Genomic DNA, 22,524 nt, shown 5'->3' with positions numbered 1-22,524 from the left:
TCCGGCGGGAACAAGGGGTTTGTTGATGCGCGCCTCCTATCTCTTCACCAGCGAGTCGGTTTCCGAGGGTCACCCGGATAAGGTTTGCGATCGAATCTCGGACGAGATCGTCGACCTGTTCTACCGGGAAGGCCCGAAGGCGGGCATCGACCCATGGCAGATCCGTGCGGCCTGCGAAACGCTTGCCACCACCAACAAGGTCGTCATCGCTGGCGAAACGCGCGGTCCGAGCTCGGTGACCAATGACCAGATCGAGAGCGTTGTTCGCGAGGCGATCAAGGATATCGGCTACGAGCAGGAAGGCTTCCACTGGGAGAAAGCCGACATCGAGATTCTGCTGCATCCGCAGTCGGCCGATATCGCGCAGGGCGTCGATGCCAAGCAGCCCAGCAACCAGGAAGAGGGCGCGGGCGACCAGGGCATCATGTTCGGCTACGCCACCAACGAGACGCCCGACCTGATGCCGGCGCCGATCTTCTACGCCCACAAGATCCTGCGGTTGATTTCCGAAGCGCGCCACTCCGGCCGCGAGAAGGTGCTCGGTCCGGACTCCAAGAGCCAGGTCACCGTGCAGTACGAGAACGGCAAGCCGGTCGGCGTGCGCGAGATCGTGGTCTCGCACCAGCATCTGATCGAGGACCTCACCTCCAATCAGATTCGTGACATCGTCGAACCCTATGTCCGTGAGGCGCTGCCGAAGGAATGGATCAACGGCAAGACCATCTGGCACATCAACCCGACCGGAAAATTCTACATCGGCGGTCCCGATGGCGATTCCGGGCTCACCGGCCGAAAGATCATCGTCGATACGTATGGCGGCGCGGCCCCGCACGGCGGCGGCGCCTTCTCCGGCAAGGATCCGACCAAGGTCGACCGTTCGGCCGCCTATGCCGCGCGCTATGTCGCCAAGAACATCGTCGCCGCCGGTCTCGCCGATCGCTGCACCCTGCAGCTCGCTTACGCGATCGGTGTGGCGCGTCCGCTGTCGATCTATATCGATACCCACGGCACTGGAAAGGTGCCGGAGGACCAGCTCGAGAAGGCAGCCGCGAAGGCGATGGATTTGACGCCGCGCGGCATCCGCACCCATCTCGATCTCAACCGCCCGATCTACGCGCGTACCGCAGCCTACGGCCATTTCGGTCGCACGCCTGACAATGAAGGCGGCTTCTCCTGGGAGAAGACCGATCTGGTCGAACCGCTCAAGCGCGCGGTTTAGTTTTAACAGCATCATTCCGGGGCACCGCGATAGCGGTGAACCCGGAATCTTTTTCCATGATTTCGAGATTCCGGGTTCGTGGCTCACGCGCGCCCCGGAATGACGAGCTCAACAGAGGGAAACTCCCCATGACCACCGCCGCCGCCAAGAAGCCCGCCTTCACCGACTACATCGTCAAGGACATTTCGCTCGCCGAATTCGGCCGCAAGGAAATCTCGCTGGCCGAGACCGAGATGCCGGGCCTGATGGCGACGCGCGAGGAATACGGTCCGAAGCAGCCGCTGAAGGGCGCCCGCATCGCCGGCTCCCTGCACATGACGATCCAGACCGCGGTCTTGATCGAAACGCTGGCCGCACTCGGCGCCGACATCCGCTGGGTGTCCTGCAACATCTATTCGACGCAGGACCATGCGGCCGCCGCGATCGCCGCCGCCGGCATTCCGGTGTTTGCGGTGAAGGGCGAGACGCTCGCCGAATACTGGGACTACACCGCAAAGCTGTTCGACTGGCACGGCGGCGGCACGCCCAACATGATCCTCGATGACGGCGGCGATGCCACCATGCTGGTGCATGCCGGCTACCGCGCCGAGCAGGGCGATACCGCCTTCCTCGACAAGCCGACTTCGGAGGAAGAGGAAATCTTCTATGCGCTCGTCAAGCGCCTCCTGAAGGAGAAGCCGAAGGGCTACTTCGCCGAGATCGCCAAGAACATCAAGGGCGTCTCGGAGGAGACCACCACGGGCGTGCACCGCCTCTATGACATGGCGAACAAGGGTACGCTGTTGTTCCCCGCCATCAACGTCAACGACAGCGTGACGAAATCGAAATTCGACAATCTCTATGGTTGCCGCGAGTCGCTGGTCGACGGCATCCGCCGCGGCACCGACGTGATGATGTCCGGCAAGACCGCGATGGTCGCGGGCTTCGGTGACGTCGGCAAGGGCTCGGCCGCTTCGCTGCGCCAGGCCGGCTGCCGCGTCATGGTCTCCGAAGTCGATCCGATCTGCGCGCTGCAGGCGGCGATGGAAGGCTATGAAGTCGTAACCATGGAAGACGCCGCGCCGCGCGCCGACATCTTCGTCACCGCAACCGGCAACAAGGACATCATCACCATCGACCACATGCGCGCGATGAAGGATCGCGCCATCGTCTGCAACATCGGTCACTTCGACAACGAGATCCAGATCGCAGGGCTTCGTAACCTGAAGTGGACCAACATCAAGCCGCAGGTCGATGAGATCGAATTCCCCGACAAGCACCGCATTATCCTGCTGTCGGAAGGGCGCCTCGTAAACCTCGGCAACGCCATGGGCCATCCGTCGTTTGTAATGTCGGCGTCCTTCACCAATCAGACGCTGGCGCAGATCGAACTGTTCGCCAACAACAAGGACGGCAAGTACGCCAAGAAGGTTTACGTGCTGCCGAAGACGCTCGACGAGAAAGTGGCGCGGCTGCATCTCGCCAAGATCGGCGTCAAGCTGACCGAGCTGCGCAAGGATCAGGCCGACTATATCGGCGTCAAGCCGGAAGGCCCGTTCAAGTCGGATCATTACCGGTACTGATTGCTGTCGATCAGATTTCCTGAAGCCCTCGGCCCCGGAATTCCGGGGCCGTTTTATTTCAGATATGTGAACTGGATTACATGGCAGCCGAAGTTTTGGGAGTAGATGCATTTCATAGTCGTAAACTCTAAGGTTGTGTACGTAAGTCCTGGCTGGAGGACTAAGATGTCGAGCCTTAAGGAAGTTTGGCCTTTGGCCTTCGTTCTCGCGACTGCGTCCAGTTCGGTGCACGCGGATGCGCCGATCGACACAAATCCGGCAGAATTTTTCCGTTCTGGCAGTCTCGCAGATACGTTGCGCAGCTATCCGGATGCGTCCGGCGGAACAGAGAGCAGCGCGGAGCCGAGCCGGATCCAATTGTCGCAGTGGGCCAATTTCTTCAACTGCTTCAGTGGGGTTTGGCGAAGGTGTTGAGCGATGTGGCGACCCGTCCTCATTGTGCTGCAACCGACGCCCTTCTGTAACATCAGTTGCGATTACTGCTATCTGCGCGGCCGGGACAATCGATCGGTCATGAGCGCCGGAGTGCTGAGCGCCATCCGCGACAAGGTCCTTCCGCGCATTTCTCCAGACGCCGCGCCTGCCATCATCTGGCATGCTGGTGAGCCGACGGTCGTTCCCGTCTCTTGGTACCGTCGGGCATACTCCGAACTGCGCCGGACCGCGCCCACGGATGCGAGCTTCACGGTCCAGTCCAACGGAATTGCGCTGGGACGGGACTGGATCCCGTTCCTGAAGGAAACCGAGACCCGGATCGGGCTGTCGATAGATGGGCCGCAGGCGTTTCACGATTCGCGCAGGAAGACCAAGAGCGGCAAAGGGACCTGGTCGCTCGTCATGCAAACGCTGCGTGAGCTGCAGGCCGCGCGCATCAGTCCCAAAGTGGTCACCGTTCTCCATCCGCTTTCGTTGCAGGCGGTCGACGAATATTTCGAGTTCTATCGCGATAACGGAATTACCCACGTGTCCTTCTCGATCGACGAGGCAGAAGGCTGTCATGCCTCTAGTTCGTTCAACGGAAAGGATCAGAGGCAGGGGAGCGCTGAATTCCTGCTTGGCTTGCTCAAGCGCGCCTATACCGAGCGGTATCCGCTTCACATCAAGGAGGTCGAACGGATGGCCAGCATCCTTGCCGGCGGCGAGCTGCATAACGAGCAGATCGATGCCTGGCAGGTGCTGGTCGTTGCGGCAAACGGCGATGTGACGACGTTCTCGCCGGAATTCATGGAAGTGCGTTCGCAGGCACATCGCAATTTCAATTTCGGAAACATTCTGACTGATGATTTCGACCGGATTTTTGCCAGCGCTCTTGTAGCCCGCACTCAGGCGGAAATCCGCAAGGGCGTTGATCTCTGCCGGGCGCGCTGTCGATACTTTGCGGTTTGCGGCGGCGGTGCTCCCTCGAACAAGATGCAGGAAAACGGCTCGCTGGAGTCGGCCGAGACCGAATTCTGCAGGTTGTCCGTGCAACCGGCGGCCGAGGCCTTCCGCAAATTTGTTCATTGGGCGCGGCAGAGGCCTGAGGACCAGTTTATTTCCAGTCCGAGATTTTTCGCAGAGCAGCACGCTTAGCCGAAAGTTATTTTCGATGGAGGGCTACGATGACGCAATGCCCCGCTTTTCTTTCCACCTTGTGCGAGTGGACGCAGTATGTCCCTCTCGTTCAGCAGATCACTGGACCGCAGATTGCGTCGTTCCTGTTTGGCGTCCTCGTGGTGGTTGTTTTCTCGACTGATCACTACAAGGTGCCCACTTACGCCAAGACGACAATCGGCGAATTCATCGAGCTTGCTCCGGAGTCATTGACCTCTCATTCGAGATACATGAAGGGTTTGGGAATCTATATTGCTCTGATGCTGGGCTTCTATTTCATTCTTTTGGCGATCGGCCCGACCGCGATTGCGCCGATCCTGTCCTTCCTTCCCGGCAGTTCGGACAGCAAGATCGATAATTCGGTCTGGCCGCTTGCGGCGACCTCCATCATCACCTTGATCGGAAGCCGGGACGACAACAAATATCTCGGCCGGATGGAAGGGTGGTTGCGGTCGATTGCCCATGAAGCGGCCTATATTCCCTATGCCGTGACCAACCTCTCGGTCGCGCTCGACGGGAGCTTTCCTCTTGCGGATGAAGAGCTGCGGGCTGCTGGGGAGTTCTCCCCGGCAACGCTGAGCCTGGTGCAAGACAATCAGGAGGGCTCCAGGCAGAACTGGATTCGCGCCAAGTTTCTCTATTCGCGGCTGGAATTGCTGCGTGATCGCGATGATCAGTTCAAACCGGTGATGAGGCAACCGGAGAACGAGCGCGCGTTTGGCTTCGTGCGCGACCAGCGTGACGCGCTGGCCAAGGAATTGGATCGTGGCGACCCCGATGAAGGTACGGCCCGGAAGATCGACGCGTTCAAGAATGCGCTCGCGGTATTCCTCGCATCGATCCTGTGGCGTGCGTGCGAAAACGAAACGGCCGTCAATGCCAAGCTGAGATCGCTCAAACTCAATGTCAGCACACCCGCGCCACGGTCGTCCGCAACATTCATGTTTCAGCTGATGTTCTATCTCGGAGCAACGGCGTCGGTCTTCCTCATTGCGCTGAAAATCCGGTCGATGCAGTTTCATGATGAGTCGATCGAGCAGAAATGGCACCTCACGCTGGCCTTCCTCGTATTTCTGCTCACGGCGTTTTTCGTTACCCGCTGGCGCGAGAAGCAGCTCGCGAGCGGCGACTGGAAATACAGTTCGGATGTCATCATCCGCTGCACGATTGTTACCACGATCGTCGTTACAATTGTTTCGTCGCTTGTGGCATTCGCTATTCACCAGGGCGGAAGCGGGCGGTTCTATGCGATGCTTCTGATGGCGTTCGGCATGGCGCTTCCGTCGACCCTGCTGTTTCAACTGTTGATGCGCTGGGCTGCGACTTCGACGCCGACGAGGGAGGCGGTCGCCGCGAGGGTGGGGTACCGGACAAATCCATCCGAACTGTTCAGGACAGTGCTCTATGCTGGCGGGATCTATTCGGCCATCGCTTTCGTTTTTGCATTCGTGCTGTACTGGCCGTCGGATTACACCATCGTGAACAGCACGCCGCTGCAATACGTCGAATCTGCCATCACCAGCCTCAACAATATCAGCGCCTCGAGTGCAGCAAACAGGGAGGACGATAACTGGTTCCACAAGTCCGCCTCGCAGACGGCCATTCATAATCTGGACGCTAAGTTGCACGAGGTGAAGTCGAATATCGTCAACCGCACCTACCAGCCAGAAACGCTGGCTGCGATCGTGGCGGAGTGCGACAGCATGGGCGACCTGGGAGGCGGTCGACGCCTCTTCAAGCCTGGCTGCGAACTCGGCGAATATTTGAAGACCATACCGTTCAAGGGCGATGTGCTGCCAAACCTGTATAACCTGCAGGGGCAGATCAAGAATCTGAAGCCGACATTCGCTGCTCTGCAGAACTACGTGACCCTCGTCAATGCGGTTCATCGGCAATGGCCGAACGCGCTGTTGGCGAGCTTGATGTGGGCAGCGATGGCTGGCGTCTTTGCCGTCTCGGTGTTGCTCTATAGGCGGCAGGAATTGTGGGACAGCTTGACGCTGAGGAAGCTGCCGGACTACGTGCCGAAAGAGCAGCAGGAAAGGGAAGCTTGGCTGCGCGAACCGCTTTACGATCTGGCGAAGCTTTCCCCGCTCGAAGCATTGCGATATCCAACATTCCGTGCACGGCTGGCGGATAATATGAACGCGCAGCCCAGCAGCCAACCGATCGTGCCACACTTGCGGACTGTCGCCTGATCTCGATACACGACGAATCGTGGAAGTCGGAGACGCTGGTTTGTCGGTTGATTTTTCCATGGTTCGGGAGTTAATCGGGTCATGGAAACGCACAACGAACATTTCGACGTCCTGATTGTCGGTGCCGGCCTTTCCGGCATCGGCGCGGGGTATCACTTGCAGGAGAAGTGCCCGGGCAAGAGCTACGTGATCCTGGAGGGGCGCGACTGCATCGGCGGCACCTGGGATCTCTTCCGCTATCCCGGCATCCGCTCCGACTCGGACATGTACACGCTCGGCTATTCGTTCCGGCCGTGGACCGAGCCGAAGGCGATCGCGGACGGGCCGCGGATCCTGAACTACGTTCGCGAGACCGCTGCCGACAACGGCATCGACAAGCACGTCCGCTTCCAGCACCGCGTCAAACGCGCCTCGTGGTCGTCGCCAGAGTCGCGCTGGACGGTGGAGGCCGAACGCAACGTCGGCGAGGGCGCGGCGGAGACCGTGCGCTTCACCTGCAATTTCTTGTTCATGTGCTCGGGCTATTACAAATACGAGGAAGGCTACACGCCGGAGTTTTCGGGCACGGCGGACTTCGCCGGCCAGATCGTACATCCGCAAAAGTGGCCCGACGACCTCGACTATGCGGGAAAACGCGTGGTGGTGATCGGCTCGGGCGCGACCGCCGTGACGCTGGTGCCGGAGATGGCCAAGACCGCTGCGCACGTCACGATGCTGCAGCGTTCGCCGACCTACGTGGTGGCGCGGCCGGCCGAAGATGCGCTCGCCAACAAGCTGCGCCAGAAGCTCTCCGCCAAGCTCGCCTATCACCTGATCCGCTGGCGCAACGTGCTGTTCGGCATGTATTTCTTTCAGCTCTGCCGCCGCAAGCCCGAGCGCGCCAAGCAGTTGATCCTCGGCGGCGTCAAGATGGCGCTGGGGCCGGAATACGATGTCGGAAAGCACTTTACGCCGCGCTACAATCCGTGGGAGCAGCGGCTCTGCCTGGTGCCGGACGGTGATCTGTTCAAGTCGATCCGCGACAAGCGCGCCTCCGTCGTCACCAACGAGATCGACACTTTTACCAGGAGCGGCATCAAGCTGAAGGACGGCAGCGAGCTTGAGGCCAATATCATTGTCACCGCGACCGGGCTGGTTCTGCAGGTGCTCGGCGGGCTCGAAGTCAGCGTCGACGGCCGCACGGTCGATTTCGCGCGAACGCTGAACTACAAGGGCATGATGTATTCGGACATTCCGAATCTGGCCGCGGCGTTCGGCTACACCAACGCGTCGTGGACGTTAAAATGCGATCTGACCTGCGAATATGTCTGCCGGCTCATCAACTATATGGACCGCAAGGGCTACAAGCAGTGCATGCCGCATAATGTCGATCCGTCGGTCACCGAACTGCCGTCGCTGGATTTCTCCTCCGGCTATGTGCAGCGCTCGATCGCCAAATTGCCCAAGCAGGGCTCGAAGCGGCCGTGGCGGCTGTACCAGAACTACGCGCTCGACATCGTCACGCTCCGCTATGGCAAGGTCGATGATGGCGTGATGCAGTATTCGTGAGCGAAGCACCTTGCGAGGGTGCGTCCGGCCATCCGATGCGTCGTTTCGCGTATACGTAGATGGCTTCGAATCGTCCAACATGTCCTCACGGTTAACGCCGGATTAACCGGCGTGTCGCACGCTGTGTGGCTTGCGGCCCCTGACAGCACGAGGAAGCCCATGGACGCCCAACGAATTGCCGTCGACGCCATCGTGGCGCTGACCGATTGCGACCGTGAGGCCGCAGCCGCCTTCATCCGCAAGTTCTATCTGGCGGGCGTCCGCGACCCGAAGCGGTTGACCTTCAAGGGACTGCAGGCGCTGCGGGGGTAAGGCGAACGGTAGTCCCGTCCGTCGTCCCTGCCTCCGTGCGCAATCGCGCACTCGGCGCAGGGACCCCTAACCACGTGCGTTAGTTGTTGAAGGAAAGTCGTCGACCATCGTGGCAAGACAACATCCGATTTGCCGCAGCGGTGCATCGAGATTGTGCTTGCGCGCAAGGCAAATCAGTCGGCGGTCTCGTAGGGTGGGCAAAGCGACAGCGTGCCCACCATCACAAAACATGCTCGATGATAGATGGTGGGCACGGCGCTTCACGCCTTTGCCCACCCTACTTCATTGCTACATCATTGCGAGCCGCGGCTGCGCCATCAGCCGACGACGACTTCGCTGATCTGGATCACCGGAGCCTGGTCGGTATAGTTCGGGATGTCTGCCATGATCTCTTTGGCATGCGGCCCGAAGCCGGTCTGGAACGCCTCGATCGAGTCGCAGAAGATGTGGCACATGCCGACATAAGTGGCGGGAGCGCCGGGCGCGCCGCCGGCCAGGCCCTTGTCGACCGTGTAGGACTTGCAGGCGTCACCCATGCGCGCTTTCACGAGCGGCATATGCTTGTCGCGGTAGTAGTCGTGATCGAAGCGCCCGCCGGGCGTATTGGGATACATTACGCTTACCTTGATCATGGACGTGCCCTCCGATTCTCGCGTTCGCCGTTATTCTCCGGCAATGCCCGAAATCTGTGTCAGTTTTGCGGATCTTGCAACCGGAAGTCGGCGGGCCTTCATCTCATCCTGCCGCCGCGGCACGTCTCCGCCGATATTCCAGAGCGGGCAGGCCGCCCCAACCCCAATTGTCGGTGTCGACTTCCTCGATGATGATGATTGCGCGCGTTCACGCCATCGCGCGCTTTCAAGCACGGCTTTTCAAATCGCGGTGAGAGCCGTCGCCCAGCTATCCGCTTTTGCGGTGCGATACCCAATTGGATGGAGTGATTTCACGATAAAAGAGGATATCACCAATGACCAAGTCTATCCCAACACTCGCCGCGGCGTTTCTGATGACCGCGATCGCAACGCCCGTGTTCGCGCAAGCCGCGATCCAGGAGCCTGGTGCTTATTCATTCTATCATCCCAATGCCGATGTGCTCGGCGGCCGGCCGGCATACCGGTCGTTCGATCAATCCAATGCCTATTACAATTCCAACGCTTACTACAACGAGGCCGTGCCCACGCCGCGGTTGCGGCAGAGGCCGGTCGCGCCGAGGAATCATCGACGGGCGCAGTAGCGTGAGCAGCCTGGAGGCCCCGTTGGATCATCTGCGCTGCTTCGTTACGCAGCTATTTGCGCCCATCCTCCAAAATCATCTCCGCACCTTTCTCCGCAATCATTGCCGTCGGCGTATTGGTGTTGCCCGACGTGATCGTCGGCATCACCGACGCGTCGACGACGCGCAAGCCGCCGATGCCGTAAAAGCGCAGCCGCTCGTCGACCACTGCCATCGGATCGTTGGCGGTCCCCATCTTCGCGGTGCCGACGGGATGGAAAATCGTGGTGCCGATATCGCCGGCGGCCTTTGCCAGCGACGCATCATCGTCGCCGACAGTCGGGCCGGGCAGGTACTCCTGCGGCCGATACCGCGCCAGCCGTTTCTGCTTCATCAACCGCCGCGTGGTCCTGATGGCGTCGGCCGCGACCTGGCGGTCGTCGTCGGTTGAGAGATAGTTCGGCGCGATCGACGGCGCTTCGTCGGGCTTTGCCGAGCGGATGCGCACGGTGCCGCGCGAGGTCGGCTGCAGATTGCAGGCGCTCACGGTGATGGCGGGGAAGCGGTGCAGGGGATCGCCGAACTTGTCGAGCGACAGCGGCTGCACGTGGAACTGGATATTGGCGCGCGCGCGGCGTGGATCCGAGCGCGTGAAGATGCCGAGCTGCGAGGGCGCCATCGTCAGCGGCCCGCGGCGGCGGAAGGCATAGTCGAGCCCCATCATCCCGCGCCGGACCAGCGACCAGTAGGTCTCGTTCAGCGTGCGGACGCCCTCGACCTTGTAGATCGCGCGCTGCTGCAGATGGTCCTGCAGATTGCGCCCCACACCCGGTCTGTCGAGCACCACATCTATGCCGAGCGGTGACAGCCAGTCGGCTGGACCGATGCCGGAGCGGTGCAGCACCTGCGTCGAGCCGATCGATCCCGCGCACAACACGACCTCGCCTTTGGTGCGGGCCTCGATCACCTCATTGCCCTGGATAAAGCGCACGCCGACGGCGCGGCCGTTTTCGACAATCAGCCGGTCGACCAGCACGTGCTTTTCCAGCCGCAGGTTGGCGCGGTTCAGCACCGGCTTGAGAAAACCGCGCGCGGACGACCAGCGGCGGCCGCGCTTCTGGTTGACGTGGAAATAGCTGACGCCTTCATTGTCGCCGGTGTTGAAATCTGCAATGCGCTTGATGCCCATTTCCTGGGCGGCGTCGCCGACCGCGTCGAGAACCTCCCACGACAGCCGCGGCGCCTCGATGCGCCAGCCGCCGCCAATGCCATGATGTTCGCTTTCACCGAGGAAATGATCCTCCAGCCGCTTGAACAGCGGCTTTACGTCGTCATAGCCCCAGCCGGTGAGGCCGAGCTGGCGCCAGTGATCGTAATCGGCTGATTGGCCCCGCATCGAGATCATCGCGTTGATGGCGGAGCAGCCGCCGATCACCTTGCCGCGCGGATAGGCAAGGGAGCGGCCGTTCAGGCCGGGCTCCGGCTCGGTTTTGAACATCCAGTCCGAGCGGGGATTGCCGATCGCAAAGAGGTAGCCGACGGGGATGTGAAACCAGATCCAGTTGTCGTTGCCGCCGGCCTCCAGGATCAGTACGCGGTTTTTGGGATCGGCCGACAGCCGGTTGGCCATGATGCAGCCGGCGGTGCCCGCGCCCACCACGATATAATCGAAATCGCCTTCAAGCCTTTTCGGCATGCTCAGTTTCCGCCCATCACGCGCCCCTTATGCCTAATAGTCAGACGTGGATGGCTCGTACAAGTCCCGGCCATGACGTCCGGGAATGGGCGGCGTCTCCAGGCTCTGTTGGGTGGACCGCCGCTTGCATGCTACAGAGGTCTAACGTTCCAACCTGAGGTTCGAGAATTCCCATGCCCATCGTCAACCGCGTCGCCGATCTGCAACCCGATATCCAGGCCTGGCGCCGCGTTATCCATCAAAATCCCGAGTTGCTGTACGACGTGCACCGCACTGCAGCATTCGTGGCCGATCGGCTGCGCGAATTCGGCTGCGACGAGGTCGCCACCGGCCTTGGCCGTACCGGCGTTGTCGGCGTCATCAAGGGCAAGCAGCCCGGCAACGGCGAGATCAAGGTGATCGGGCTTCGCGCCGACATGGACGCGCTGCCGATCGAAGAGGCGACCAACCTTCCTCATGCGTCCAAGACGCCGGGCCTGATGCACGCCTGCGGCCATGACGGTCACACCGCGATGCTTTTGGGTGCAGCGCGGTACCTCGCCGAAACCCGCAATTTCGCCGGCGATGCGGTCGTGATTTTCCAGCCGGCCGAGGAGGGCGGCGCGGGCGCGGCCGCCATGATCCAGGACGGGCTGATGGACCGGTTCGGGATCGAGCAGGTCTACGGCATGCATAACGGTCCGGGCATTCCGGTCGGCTCCTTCGCCATCCGCTCCGGCCCGGTGATGGCGGCAACCGACTCGATCGACATCAAGATCGAGGGGCTCGGCGGGCACGCCGCGCGCCCCAACAAATGCATCGATTCCGTCTTCGTCGGCTCACAGCTCATTACCGCCCTGCAGTCGATCGTCTCGCGGACCATTGATCCGCTGGAGTCGGCGGTAATCTCGATCTGCGAGTTCCACGCCGGCAACGCCCGCAATGTGATCCCGCACACCGCGGAACTCCGAGGCACCGTGCGGACGCTGACGCCGGAAGTGCGCGAAACGGTCGAGAAGCGGGTGCGCGAGGTGTGTGAGGGCGTAGCCAGGATGACCGGGGCCAAGATCGACCTCACTTACGAGCGCGGTTATCCCGTGACCAAGAACCACGCCGAGCAGACCGAGTTCGCCACGCAAGTGGCCAAGGAGGTGGCCGGTGCCCAGAACGTCCACGAGATGCCGCCGCTGATGGGCGCGGAAGATTTTTCCTACATGCTGGAGGCGCGGCCGGGCGCGTTCATCTTCTGCGGCAACGGCGACAGCGCGGGGCTTCATCACCCTGCCTATGATTTCAACGACGAGGCGATCGTGTACGGCACCTCGTACTGGATCAAGCTGGTCGAGAACAAGCTGGCGGCGTCGTAAGGGCGCGCGCCACTTCAACTTCGACCGCACGTGAAGTGCGAGGTCACATCAAGGAAGGCCCGTATCTCCAGTGCGGGCCTTCCTTATTTTTGTTCGGGATGCAGCCGGACGGGCAGAAGACATACTGAAAATACGGCGCGGCGCTCAATAGCGCGAAGGTACGTACATTTCGGGTGGAATCGGTCCGCGGCTATATTCCGGATTGCGAACCCGCGGCGGCAGCACCACCGGCTCACGCTTGATTTCCTGGTAGGGAATTTGTTCGAGCAGATGCGCGATGCAGTTCAATCGTGCCTTCTTCTTGTCATCGGCTTCGACGAGGTACCAGGGAGCTTCCGGAATGTGGGTACGCTCCAGCATCGCTTCCTTGGCCTTGGTGTATTGCTCCCAGCGGCTGCGCGATTCGACATCCATCGGGCTGAGCTTCCACTGCTTGAGCGGATCATGGATCCGCATCATGAAGCGCAAATACTGCTCTTCGTCGGTGATGGAAAACCAGTACTTGATGAGGGTGATGCCGGAGCGCACGAGCATACGCTCGAATTCCGGCACCGACCGGAAGAATTCTTCGACGTCATCTTCGGTGCAGAAGCCCATCACGCGCTCGACGCCGGCGCGGTTGTACCAGCTACGGTCGAACAGCACGATCTCACCGCCGGCCGGCAAATGCGAAACGTAACGCTGGAAGTACCATTGGGTGCGCTCACGCTCATTCGGCGCCGGCAGTGCCGCGACGCGGCAGACCCGCGGATTGAGCCTCTGGGTGATGCGCTTGATGACGCCGCCCTTGCCGGCGGAATCGCGCCCCTCGAAAATCACCACCACCTTGAGCTGGTGGTGCTGCACCCAGGTCTGCAATTTTACCAGTTCACCCTGCAGACGGAATAATTCCTTGAAGTACACGCGACGATCGATCGTCTCTTCTGCCGTATGGTCGGCAAATTCATTGGTCAGCGCATCGAGGCGATCGTCGTCGATCTCAAGTTCCAGTTCTTCATCGAAACTGTCCAGCATTTCCTCCCGAATCGGGTCGTGGATCAGCTTGGTGCCCTTCGGGGACTTCTTGGTCATGGCGGGCTCCGGCTGCAGAGCTGTTGGGTTCGCGTGACGTGTGAACGTCGATGCCCTGCCGTATCATCCATCAGGTACTTTGCTGAAAGCAGAAGGCCGCAGTTTGGTTCCGGTCTCCCGCTATCGGTCGGGGCCTGCCCCGACCGCATCGCCGATGGCGTCAGAACCGAGAGCAGTACGTGGAGGCTCGCCGACAGGCAGATCGCGGCCGGCAGGGTAGCACCCAGTTGGGCTATCCCGGCCGCGTACGGCCAGGGATGCGCGCTATCCAGGCCACAGGTGGTCCAAGGAAATTCCACAATATTTTTGATCGCCCCTGTCGGAACGCCGCCTCCTCCATCCGTCCTTGTCACAGGAGCGGCCGTGCGCCGGGTAGTAGCTGATGGAGAAAGGCAGCGTCGATGAAGGTCACACAGCATCTCTGGTTCGAAAAGGACATGGAGGCCGCGATCGGCTTCTACACCTCGCTGATACGCGGCTCGTCAGTCCAGCGGGTCTCGTCGCTGTCTGCCGAGAGCCCGAGCGGCCCGCCCGGCAGCGTCAAGATCGCGGCCTTTACCCTGGGCGACCAGCGCTACATGGCGATCGAGGCGGGGCCCCTCGACCCGTTCAACCACAGTTTTTCGATCATGGTCGAATGCGACACGCAGGCCGAGATCGACCGCTTGTGGGACGCCCTGAGGGAAGGCGGCAAGATCGAGCAATGCGGCTGGCTGCAGGACCGCTGGGGCCTCTCCTGGCAGATCGCGCCCAAACGGCTCGGCGAGTTGATGAACGATCCCGATCCCGCAAAAGCCAAGCGCGTTGCCGAGGCCATGCTGAAGATGGTCAAGTTCGATATTGCAGAACTGGAGGCCGTGGCGAGAGGTTAGGACTCGCGCCGCTGGGCTAACCCAAGCGCGGAGAGAAAAGTGGGTCGCGCGCTGCACGGCGCCGGGGCTGGAGGTAGGGAACCGCGCAGCGCGTCGACCATGTGGGAGCATCATAGCGTGAGCAGACGTCCCACATTCCTTTGCCACATTCCCTTGAGAATGCGATTGTGTCACCTATCAATTAATAGTTGCAGGCGGGATTGTCAATTTTTCCCGTTATATTTCACCAGAAATTGCGGCTATTGGATTGGCGGAATTCAGGCCGCATGTGCCGATTTTCGCAGCACGTCGGCGGCGATTTTGAGGTCGTGGACGAAGCGCCGATATTCGCGTGCCTTGGCATCGGCGTCCGGCAATCGCAGCAGATAGGACGGGTGCACCGTCACCAACGCCCTGGTGCCGTCGTCGAGATCAATCGCGCGGCCGCGGTTCTTGTTGATCGGCGTAATTTTCCCGAACACGCTTTGCGCTGCGGTTGCGCCCATTGCCACCACCAGGTCGGGCTTGATCGCGGCCAGCTCGCGCTCGTACCACTGCCGGCAGGCCTTGATCTCCGGGGTGTTCGGCTTCTGGTGCAGGCGGATCTTTCCGCGCGGCACGAACTTGAAATGCTTCACCGCATTGGTGACGTAGACCGTGCGGCGGTCGATGCCGGCTTCTTCCAGCGCGCGGTCGAGCATTTGCCCCGCGGGCCCGACGAACGGCTTTCCGGCGAGGTCTTCCTTGTCGCCGGGCTGCTCGCCGACCAGCATGATCCGCGCGGTTTGCCGGCCTTCGCCGAACACGGTTTGGGTGGCATTCTTGTAGAGATGACAGGCGCGGCAATCGGCGGCTTCTTCGCGCAGCGTCTCGAGATCATCGGCGTGTTTGCGGGGCATCTCGCTTGCCTTGTCGCTTGCCAGGGGTTTAATCGATGAAGCCTCCGGCAGGTTCCGCCAGTAATTCCGGGACATCTCCTTTTGCATGGTCTGCACTTTCAGCCGGGCGGGACTGAAAATGCTGGCGTAATAGCGCCGCCAGGTTTCCTCCAGCCGGTCCGCGCCAGGGGCTTCGCTTCTGCCGACGCCCGGCGTGAACGAGATGACGTGGCCGTCCCAATGCGCGCAGAGATCAGGCGTCAGGATCGACCAGGGCATGTCGGCGAAACGGCGCGCGAAGAACGGGGCGGCCAGTTCGACGATGTAATGCTCCGGCTCGAACCAGGCGACGAAGTGCGATTTCTGCTCGCGGCCTATTTCGCGGAAGCGGACAAGGACATGCATCCTGTGCTCGTCGCCGCGCACGGCCTTGGCCATCGCGGTGATCTCAGCCACGTCAGCATCGGTCGCGAGTTCAAGCAGATCGTGATGCGTCCGCAACCGCCACAGCAGGCGATAGAGCAGGGCGAAGCGCTCGGGGCTGCGGTGCAGGATGGCAACCTCCGCCAGTTCGACGAATCTGGCCGGCACGTTGAAGGTGCCCTGTGGCGGCTCGAGCGGCGGCGCGGTCGGCGCGAACAGTTCGGGCGCAGCCACACGCCAGCTCACGTCGGATGGTTTCACGTCATTCAGCGCCAGCGCGCGGGCCGCTTGGCGCCAGCCGTCGAAATCAGTTTCGCTATCGAGGGTGATGTGGTGCATGTGCTTACTCCACCTCTCCGCCGGCATCCCCGTTGTCGTAGAGGCCACGAATCCCTTTGATTCCGCTCATGAATCGCCAGAGCGTCGATCTCGATTGACTCTGCCAGCGCTGTTAGCTTTATATTAGAACATATCATGAACAAATGAGCCAGCCGCGCGTTCACTTAGGGAAGAAGCGGTAAAGGCCAATTTTCTGAAGGAACGGCGGATGAGCACCGCACGCACAAGCACGCTTGCGAGTTTGCGCGGAAGCATCGAGCGCCTGGAGGCGCATGGCGATGCGCATGACCTCAACAAGATTACGCTTGGCCATAAGGCGGCGGATGCTGTGCTGCACGGCGGGCTTGCGCTCGCGGCGGTGCATGAAGTGTTCGCCGAGGGACACCAGAGCGCGACCGCAACCGGCTTCATCGCAGGGTTGGCGGGAAGGGTGTCGCCGCGCCAGCCGCTGGTCTGGGTACGGCAGGATTTTTCGGAAATTGAATCGGGCGCGCTGTCGATGAGCGGGCTCGCCGAACTCGGGCTCGATCCGCGATTGCTCGTCACCGTGCGCGCGACTGACACCGACGCCGCGCTACGGACCGCCGCCGATGCGCTGGCCTGCGACGCGCTCGGCGCCGTCGTGCTGGAAGTCTGGGGGCAGGCGCGTCAGCTCGATCTCGTCGCCAGCCGCAAGCTTACGCTGGCCGCAGCAGCCTCCGGCGTCACCGCATTGCTGCTGCGGGTGGCGGCGGAGCCGCGCCCCTCGACCGCGGAGACAAGATGGATCGTGCGCGCGGCGCATTCGCCGCCGTCAGCTCCGTGGAGCGCGTGGGGCGCGCCGGTGTTCGACGCGCAGCTCGTTCGTAACCGTCATGGCCCGGTCGGCCGCTGGATCATGGAATGGAATTGTGATGAGTGCCTATTCAGTGAACCGTCGGCGTATCCTCAGCCTCTGGCTGCCACGCCTGCCCATCGACCGCATCAAGCGCAAGCTTTCGCCGGCCAGCGCCGCGCAAGCTGAAAATTGCCAAGCGGTATCGTGCAACGCTGTCTGCGACACGGGCGGTGCGCGCCCTCCCCCCTTGTGGGGGAGGGCGGGGGAGAGGGGTGGCGGCAACGGCAGTGCTCGTGGCTTACCCCTCTCCCTAGCCTCGAGAGCGAGCTCCGCTCGCCTCGGACCCCGCAAGGGGGGAGGGAACGACAGCGGTGCGCAGGCTGACACCTCTCACCACACGACCGATGCACTCCCTCTCCCGCTTGCGGGGGAGGGTTGGGGTGGGGGTCTCGCCGCGAGTGACACTCTCGGGATGAAGCACGTCTACCCCTCCGTCGTCGTCGCCAAGCAGCACAATGCCATCCTGATCCACTCTCTCGACGAGGCCGCTATCCAGGCCGGCCTCTCGATCGGCCTGCCGCTCGCAAATGCCCGCGCGATCTGCCCCGAGTTGACGGTATTCGACGCGGACGAGGTCGCCGATCGCAAAACGCTCGAAGACATCGCCGACTGGTGCGACCGCTTCACTCCATTGGTGGCGCTCGATCCGCCGTACGGCTTGTTCCTCGACATCACCGGCTGCGCCCATCTGTTCGGCGGCGAGCGTACGTTGCTGCAGATCGTCAGCGGCGCGCTGAGCCGCCGCGGCTTTGCCGTCAGCGCCGCGATCGCGAGCACCTCGATCTGCGCCCGCACGCTGACGCGCCAGACTTCCGGAAAAATCGTTGCCGAGGGCGAGGAGGCCGAAGCCGTCGCTCCGCTGCCGGTATCTGCGCTCGGCGCCGGCGATGCCATCACTGCCGGCCTGCGCCGCGCTGGGTTGAAGACCATCGGCGACGTCGCCTCGCGCGCGCCGCACGAAATCACGGCGCGGTTCGGTGCGCCCTTCACGACGCTATTGCAGCAGGCACTCGGGCAGGGCGATGCGCCGATCAGCCCGCGCAAACCGCCGCCGGATTACATCGTCGAGAAACGCTTTCCCGAGCCGGTCGCCACTGACACCGTGATCGCGATGAACCTGTCCGCGCTCGCTCAAATGCTGGTTACGGCGATGGACAAGCAGGGCAAGGGCGCGCGGCGGCTGGAGGCGAGCTTCTTCCGCACCGACGGCGCGGTGCGCACGATCTCGGTCGATACCGGGCGTCCGGTGACGAAGGCTGAAGTGATCGACCGCCTGTTTCGCGAGCGGCTCGATGCGCTCAACGATCCCCTCGACCCCGGCTTCGGTTTCGATCTCATTCGTCTCTCCGCCAGCCGCACCGAGATCGTGGTGCAGCAGCAGCGTGACCTCGATGCCAATGTCCATGACAATGACGAACTGTCCGCGCTGATCGACCGCATCGCCGCGCGCATCGGCGGAAAACGCGTCGTCGTGCATCTGCCGGAGGATACCCACATCCCCGAACGCGCGGTGCTGTCAGTGCCTGCGCAGCATCATCTGGCGGCCGCAGCGCAGGCGGCATGGCCCGAGCGTATCGAGGGCGAGCCGCCACTGCGTCCCTTGCGCCTGTTCGACAAGCCGGAACCGATAAAAGTGCCGTTCGCAACCGTGCCCGACGGCCCGCCGCATCAATTTACCTGGCGGCGCGTTACGCACGCGGTGGTGCGGGTGGAGGGGCCCGAACGCATCGCGATGGAATGGTGGAAGCCAAACGGCAACGGCCCGACGCGGGATTATTTCCGTATCGAGGATGAAGCGGGACTTCGTTTCTGGATCTTTCGCGACGGCCTCTATGAAAGCGAACCGGCAGATGCGGAGGGCGAGCCCGTTCCGCCCAGGTGGTTCGTGCATGGATTGTTCGCATGAAAAGCCCTGTGCCCGACTATGCCGAAATCGGCATCACCACCAATTTCTCGTTCCTGCGCGGCGGCTCGGACCCGCGCGCCTATGTGCATCAGGCGAGCGAGCTTGGTATTCCCGTGATCGGCATCGCCGACCACAACACGCTGGCCGGCGTGGTGCGCGCCTGGAGCGAGCTCGACAACCCTGCCGTCATGCATAAGCCAAAGCTTCTGATCGGCGCGCGGCTGGTCTTCATCGACGGCACGCCTGATATCCTGGTCTATCCGCGCGACCGCGCGGCTTACGGCCGGCTCTGCCAGTTACTCACCCGCGGCAAGCGCGGCGACGACATCACGCGGATCGAAAAGGGCGAATGCCACCTGAAATTCGATGACCTCCTCGATTTCGCCGAGGGCCAGCTTCTGGTGCTGGCGCTGCCGCATCGTTTTGACGTGGCGAGCGCGCAGGCAACGCTGGAGCGCCTGAAGAACTCTGATGCCGATGGCGTGTGGCTCGCCGCAAGCCTGCTCTACCGCGGCGACGACAAACGCCGCCTCGCGCGGCTGCATCGCTTGGCGCTCGCGGCCAAAGTGCCGCTGCTGGCGACCAACGAGGTGCTGTACCACCATCCCGCGCGCCGACCGCTGCAGGACGTGCTGACCTGTATCAGGGAAAAGACCACGATCGATACGATCGGCAGGCGGCTCGAGGCCAATGCCGAACGCTATCTCAAGCCTGTTCATGAAATGGCGCGGCTGTTTCGCGATCTGCCCGAGGCGATTGCGGAAACCATGCGCTTTGCCGATCGCATCAACTTCTCGCTCGACCAGCTCAAATACCAGTATCCGGATGAGCCGGTGCCGCCGGGCAAGACCGCGCAACAGCACCTGGAAGACCTGACCTGGGCCGGTGTCGACAAATATTTCGGTGGCGTAATCGACGAGAAGCTGCGCGCCACCTTGCGCAAGGAGCTCGACCTGATCGCCGAGCTGAAATACGCGCATTATTTTCTCACCGTGCACGACATTGTCCGCTACGCGCGCAGCCAGAACATCCTGTGCCAGGGCCGGGGATCGGCGGCCAACTCCGCCGTCTGCTACGTGCTCGGCATCACCTCGGTCGATCCGACCAAGGTCGACCTGCTGTTCGAGCGCTTCATTTCCAAGGAACGGCTGGAGCCGCCCGACATCGACGTCGATTTCGAGCATTCGCGGCGCGAGGAGGTGATGCAATATGTCTACCGCCGCTACGGCCGCCACCGCGCCGCGATCATTGCGACCGTCATCCACTACCGCCCGCGCAGCGCGATCCGTGACGTCGGCAAGGCGCTGGGGCTGACCGAGGACGTCACCGCAGCGCTTGCCGATACCGTGTGGGGAAGCTGGGGCAAGGGCCTCAACGAGATGCAGGTCCGCCAGGCCGGGCTGGATCCTGCGAATGCGATGGTCGAACTCGCGGTTGCGCTCGCTTCCGAACTGATCGAATTCCCCCGCCATCTGTCGCAGCATGTCGGTGGCTACGTGCTGACGCAGGATAGGCTCGACACCTATGTGCCGATCGGCAACGCCGCGATGGACGACCGCACCTTCATCGAATGGGACAAGGACGACGTCGATGCGCTCAGCATGATGAAAGTCGACGTGCTGGCGCTGGGCATGCTGACCTGCATCCGCAAGAGCTTTGATCTGATCGCCGACCACAAGGGTCGGCGTTACGAGCTGGCCGACATCAAGTCGCAGGACGACGACGAAGTTTATCAAATGCTGCAGCGAGGCGAATCCCTCGGCGTGTTCCAGGTCGAGAGCCGCGCGCAGATGAACATGCTGCCGCGCCTGAAGCCGCGCACCTTCTACGACCTCGTCATCGAAGTCGCGATCGTGCGGCCGGGCCCGATCCAGGGCGACATGGTGCATCCCTATTTGCGGCGGCGAAACGGCCAGGAAAAGGTGAGCTATCCCTCGCCGGCGCCCGAGCACGGCCCTTCGGACGAATTGTACCGCGTGCTGCACAAGACGCTCGGCGTGCCGCTGTTCCAGGAACAGGCGATGCGGATCGCGATCGAAGCCGCAAAATTCACGCCCGAGGAAGCCAACGGCTTGCGCCGCGCGATGGCGACGTTTCGTAATGTCGGCACCATCGGCAAATTCGAGGCCAAGCTGATCAACAACATGATCGCGCGCGGCTATGACCCGGAATTCGCCAAGAGCTGTTTTGATCAGATCAAGGGTTTTGGCTCTTACGGCTTTCCGGAAAGCCACGCCGCAAGTTTTGCACAGCTCGTCTATGTCTCGTCATGGCTGAAGCATTATCATCCGGATGCATTCTGCTGCGGCCTGCTCAATTCGCAGCCGATGGGCTTTTACGCCCCCGCGCAGATCGTCGGCGACGCCCGCAAGAACGGCGTCGAGGTGCGCGAGATCGACGTCTCCTACAGTTTTGCGCAGAACACGCTGGAGGAGGGGCAAGGCAAATACTGCGCCGTCCGGCTCGGCTTCCGCCAGATCGACGGTTTTCACTGGCTCGATGAAGACGAGGAGCGGCTGAAGCGAATGCAGATGTCGTTCCGGGGTTACTCATCGTCGTTCCGGGGCGTCGCGGTAGCGACGAACTCTGATGTGCAATTGCACATCAAGGAACCTCGAGATTCCGGGTTCTCGCTTCGCGAGCCCCGGAATGACGAGATCGACTGGGCCGACCGCATCGTCGCCGCCCGCCAACGCCGGCCCTTTACCTCGCTTGAGGAATTTGCCCGCGACACCGGCCTGCCGAAGCGCGCGCTGATCCTGCTTGCCGACGCCGATGCCTTCCGTTCGATCGGGCTCGATCGCCGCGCGGCGCTGTGGGCGGTGCGGCGGCTGCCTGACGACGTGCCGCTGCCGCTGTTTCAGGCCGCGATCGCCCGCGAACAGCCCGACGAGAACGCCAAGCCGCTGCCGCAGATGCCGCTGCCGGAGCAGGTGGTCGCCGATTACCAGACGGTCCGGCTGTCGCTGAAGGGCCACCCGATGGAATTTTTACGCGAGCGGTTCACGAAAGAGCGCGTCGTTGCCTGCAAGGACGTCAATCACAGCAACGACCGCCGCCGCGTCCGCTGCGCCGGCGTGGTGCTGGTGCGGCAGCGGCCGGGCAGCGCCAAGGGCGTCGTCTTCATGACGCTGGAGGACGAGACCGGCATCGCCAACATCGTGGTGTGGCCCAAGGTGATGGAGCAGTACCGCAAAGAGGTGATGGGCGCCCGCCTGATCCTGGTCGAGGGCTACATCCAGAGCAGCCCGGAGCAGGTGACGCATTTGGTGGCGCAGCGGATGTTCGACCGCTCCCACGATTTGATCGGTCTCGCCAACGATGCGTTAAGCCGCAAGCACCCGGTGCCCGCAGGGCCCGCGCTGGTCGAACCGCTCAACGACGACCGCCGCGATCACCCTGACACACCCGCGCAGAAAATCCGTCACCCCCGCGACGTCCGCATCCTGCCGCCGTCCCGCGATTTTCATTGAGCCGCTCCTTTCGGACGGC

Annotated in this window: 16 protein-coding genes and 1 pseudogene; 12 read left to right on the top strand and 5 right to left on the bottom strand. The window is 62.1% G+C overall.

From position 1 onward, the window contains the following. The first annotated feature begins 25 nt into the window (after window positions 1-25). From metK to V1292_RS31855, 6 genes are all read left to right on the top strand, one after another. A complete protein-coding gene (gene metK / locus V1292_RS31880; protein ID WP_334376511.1) occupies window positions 26-1,219 on the top strand; it encodes a methionine adenosyltransferase in 1,194 nt (397 codons plus the stop codon). 128 nt (window positions 1,220-1,347) lie between these two features. Further along, complete coding sequence (gene ahcY / locus V1292_RS31875; RefSeq protein ID WP_334376510.1) at window positions 1,348-2,781, top strand: adenosylhomocysteinase; 1,434 nt, start codon at window positions 1,348-1,350, stop codon at window positions 2,779-2,781. Between the two features lie 417 nt (window positions 2,782-3,198). Then, a complete protein-coding gene (gene grrM / locus V1292_RS31870) occupies window positions 3,199-4,353 on the top strand; it encodes a cyclophane-forming radical SAM/SPASM peptide maturase GrrM/OscB (protein WP_334376509.1) in 1,155 nt (384 codons plus the stop codon). A 29-nt stretch (window positions 4,354-4,382) separates the two neighbouring features. Beyond that, on the top strand, window positions 4,383-6,572 hold the full coding sequence (locus tag V1292_RS31865; protein WP_334376508.1) for a hypothetical protein: 2,190 nt from the start codon (window positions 4,383-4,385) through the stop codon (window positions 6,570-6,572). An 81-nt stretch (window positions 6,573-6,653) separates the two neighbouring features. Then, a complete protein-coding gene (locus V1292_RS31860; protein ID WP_334376507.1) occupies window positions 6,654-8,120 on the top strand; it encodes a flavin-containing monooxygenase in 1,467 nt (488 codons plus the stop codon). Window positions 8,121-8,279: 159 nt separating this feature from the next. After that, window positions 8,280-8,432 carry a hypothetical protein gene (locus V1292_RS31855; protein ID WP_214492169.1) on the top strand — a complete coding sequence of 51 codons (153 nt, stop codon included), beginning with the start codon at window positions 8,280-8,282 and terminating at the stop codon, window positions 8,430-8,432. Window positions 8,433-8,749: 317 nt separating this feature from the next. Here V1292_RS31855 and V1292_RS31850 read toward each other — a convergent pair whose 3' ends face one another. Next, the gene (locus V1292_RS31850; protein ID WP_334376505.1) at window positions 8,750-9,064 is read right to left on the bottom strand and encodes an EthD family reductase; all 315 of its coding nucleotides are present in this window, start codon (window positions 9,062-9,064) and stop codon (window positions 8,750-8,752) included. 103 nt (window positions 9,065-9,167) lie between these two features. After that, window positions 9,168-9,260: pseudogene (locus V1292_RS31845) on the bottom strand (tautomerase family protein); the annotation flags it as partial. Window positions 9,261-9,399: 139 nt separating this feature from the next. On the opposite strand from V1292_RS31845, the gene V1292_RS31840 reads away from it, so the two are divergent. Then, complete coding sequence (locus V1292_RS31840; protein WP_334376504.1) at window positions 9,400-9,666, top strand: hypothetical protein; 267 nt, start codon at window positions 9,400-9,402, stop codon at window positions 9,664-9,666. 52 nt (window positions 9,667-9,718) lie between these two features. Here the strand turns inward: V1292_RS31840 and V1292_RS31835 are convergent, their stop codons facing one another. After that, window positions 9,719-11,341, bottom strand: a complete 1,623-nt coding sequence (locus V1292_RS31835; protein ID WP_334376503.1) for a GMC family oxidoreductase — start codon at window positions 11,339-11,341, stop codon at window positions 9,719-9,721. 173 nt (window positions 11,342-11,514) lie between these two features. Between V1292_RS31835 and V1292_RS31830 the strand changes: the two genes are divergently transcribed. Continuing rightward, window positions 11,515-12,687 carry a M20 aminoacylase family protein gene (locus V1292_RS31830; RefSeq protein WP_334376502.1) on the top strand — a complete coding sequence of 391 codons (1,173 nt, stop codon included), beginning with the start codon at window positions 11,515-11,517 and terminating at the stop codon, window positions 12,685-12,687. 144 nt (window positions 12,688-12,831) lie between these two features. Here the strand turns inward: V1292_RS31830 and ppk2 are convergent, their stop codons facing one another. After that, window positions 12,832-13,758, bottom strand: coding sequence for a polyphosphate kinase 2 (gene ppk2 / locus V1292_RS31825; protein ID WP_334376501.1), 927 nt, complete (start codon window positions 13,756-13,758; stop codon window positions 12,832-12,834). A 401-nt stretch (window positions 13,759-14,159) separates the two neighbouring features. On the opposite strand from ppk2, the gene V1292_RS31820 reads away from it, so the two are divergent. Beyond that, window positions 14,160-14,630, top strand: coding sequence for a VOC family protein (locus V1292_RS31820; protein WP_334376500.1), 471 nt, complete (start codon window positions 14,160-14,162; stop codon window positions 14,628-14,630). 257 nt (window positions 14,631-14,887) lie between these two features. Here V1292_RS31820 and V1292_RS31815 read toward each other — a convergent pair whose 3' ends face one another. After that, window positions 14,888-16,249, bottom strand: a complete 1,362-nt coding sequence (locus V1292_RS31815) for a UdgX family uracil-DNA binding protein (RefSeq protein WP_334376499.1) — start codon at window positions 16,247-16,249, stop codon at window positions 14,888-14,890. A 208-nt stretch (window positions 16,250-16,457) separates the two neighbouring features. On the opposite strand from V1292_RS31815, the gene V1292_RS31810 reads away from it, so the two are divergent. From V1292_RS31810 to V1292_RS31800, 3 genes are all read left to right on the top strand, one after another. Then, window positions 16,458-17,252 (top strand): ImuA family protein, encoded by a 795-nt coding sequence (locus V1292_RS31810; protein ID WP_334376498.1) that lies wholly within the window; start codon window positions 16,458-16,460, stop codon window positions 17,250-17,252. A 286-nt stretch (window positions 17,253-17,538) separates the two neighbouring features. Next, window positions 17,539-19,032, top strand: coding sequence for a Y-family DNA polymerase (locus V1292_RS31805; RefSeq protein ID WP_334376497.1), 1,494 nt, complete (start codon window positions 17,539-17,541; stop codon window positions 19,030-19,032). After that, on the top strand, window positions 19,029-22,505 hold the full coding sequence (locus V1292_RS31800; RefSeq protein ID WP_334376496.1) for an error-prone DNA polymerase: 3,477 nt from the start codon (window positions 19,029-19,031) through the stop codon (window positions 22,503-22,505). The genes V1292_RS31805 and V1292_RS31800 overlap by 4 nt, the downstream gene beginning before the upstream one ends. Window positions 22,506-22,524: the final 19 nt, after the last annotated feature.

This window comes from Bradyrhizobium sp. AZCC 1719 (assembly GCF_036924525.1).
Classification (GTDB): Bacteria; Pseudomonadota; Alphaproteobacteria; order Rhizobiales; family Xanthobacteraceae; genus Bradyrhizobium.
Note: the sequence above shows the minus strand (reverse complement) of the source record. Positions and strands in the feature narration are given on the sequence as shown.

Coding starts and splice junctions, on each gene's coding strand:
- V1292_RS31865 (WP_334376508.1), top strand. CDS start 4,383: ATGACGCAATGCCCCGCTTTTCTTTCCACCTTGTGCGAGTGGACGCAG.
- ahcY (WP_334376510.1), top strand. CDS start 1,348: ATGACCACCGCCGCCGCCAAGAAGCCCGCCTTCACCGACTACATCGTC.
- V1292_RS31855 (WP_214492169.1), top strand. CDS start 8,280: ATGGACGCCCAACGAATTGCCGTCGACGCCATCGTGGCGCTGACCGAT.
- V1292_RS31835 (WP_334376503.1), bottom strand. CDS start 11,341: ATGCCGAAAAGGCTTGAAGGCGATTTCGATTATATCGTGGTGGGCGCG.
- V1292_RS31850 (WP_334376505.1), bottom strand. CDS start 9,064: ATGATCAAGGTAAGCGTAATGTATCCCAATACGCCCGGCGGGCGCTTC.
- V1292_RS31805 (WP_334376497.1), top strand. CDS start 17,539: ATGAAGCACGTCTACCCCTCCGTCGTCGTCGCCAAGCAGCACAATGCC.
- V1292_RS31820 (WP_334376500.1), top strand. CDS start 14,160: ATGAAGGTCACACAGCATCTCTGGTTCGAAAAGGACATGGAGGCCGCG.
- V1292_RS31840 (WP_334376504.1), top strand. CDS start 9,400: ATGACCAAGTCTATCCCAACACTCGCCGCGGCGTTTCTGATGACCGCG.
- V1292_RS31810 (WP_334376498.1), top strand. CDS start 16,458: ATGAGCACCGCACGCACAAGCACGCTTGCGAGTTTGCGCGGAAGCATC.
- metK (WP_334376511.1), top strand. CDS start 26: ATGCGCGCCTCCTATCTCTTCACCAGCGAGTCGGTTTCCGAGGGTCAC.
- grrM (WP_334376509.1), top strand. CDS start 3,199: ATGTGGCGACCCGTCCTCATTGTGCTGCAACCGACGCCCTTCTGTAAC.
- ppk2 (WP_334376501.1), bottom strand. CDS start 13,758: ATGACCAAGAAGTCCCCGAAGGGCACCAAGCTGATCCACGACCCGATT.
- V1292_RS31815 (WP_334376499.1), bottom strand. CDS start 16,249: ATGCACCACATCACCCTCGATAGCGAAACTGATTTCGACGGCTGGCGC.
- V1292_RS31830 (WP_334376502.1), top strand. CDS start 11,515: ATGCCCATCGTCAACCGCGTCGCCGATCTGCAACCCGATATCCAGGCC.
- V1292_RS31800 (WP_334376496.1), top strand. CDS start 19,029: ATGAAAAGCCCTGTGCCCGACTATGCCGAAATCGGCATCACCACCAAT.
- V1292_RS31860 (WP_334376507.1), top strand. CDS start 6,654: ATGGAAACGCACAACGAACATTTCGACGTCCTGATTGTCGGTGCCGGC.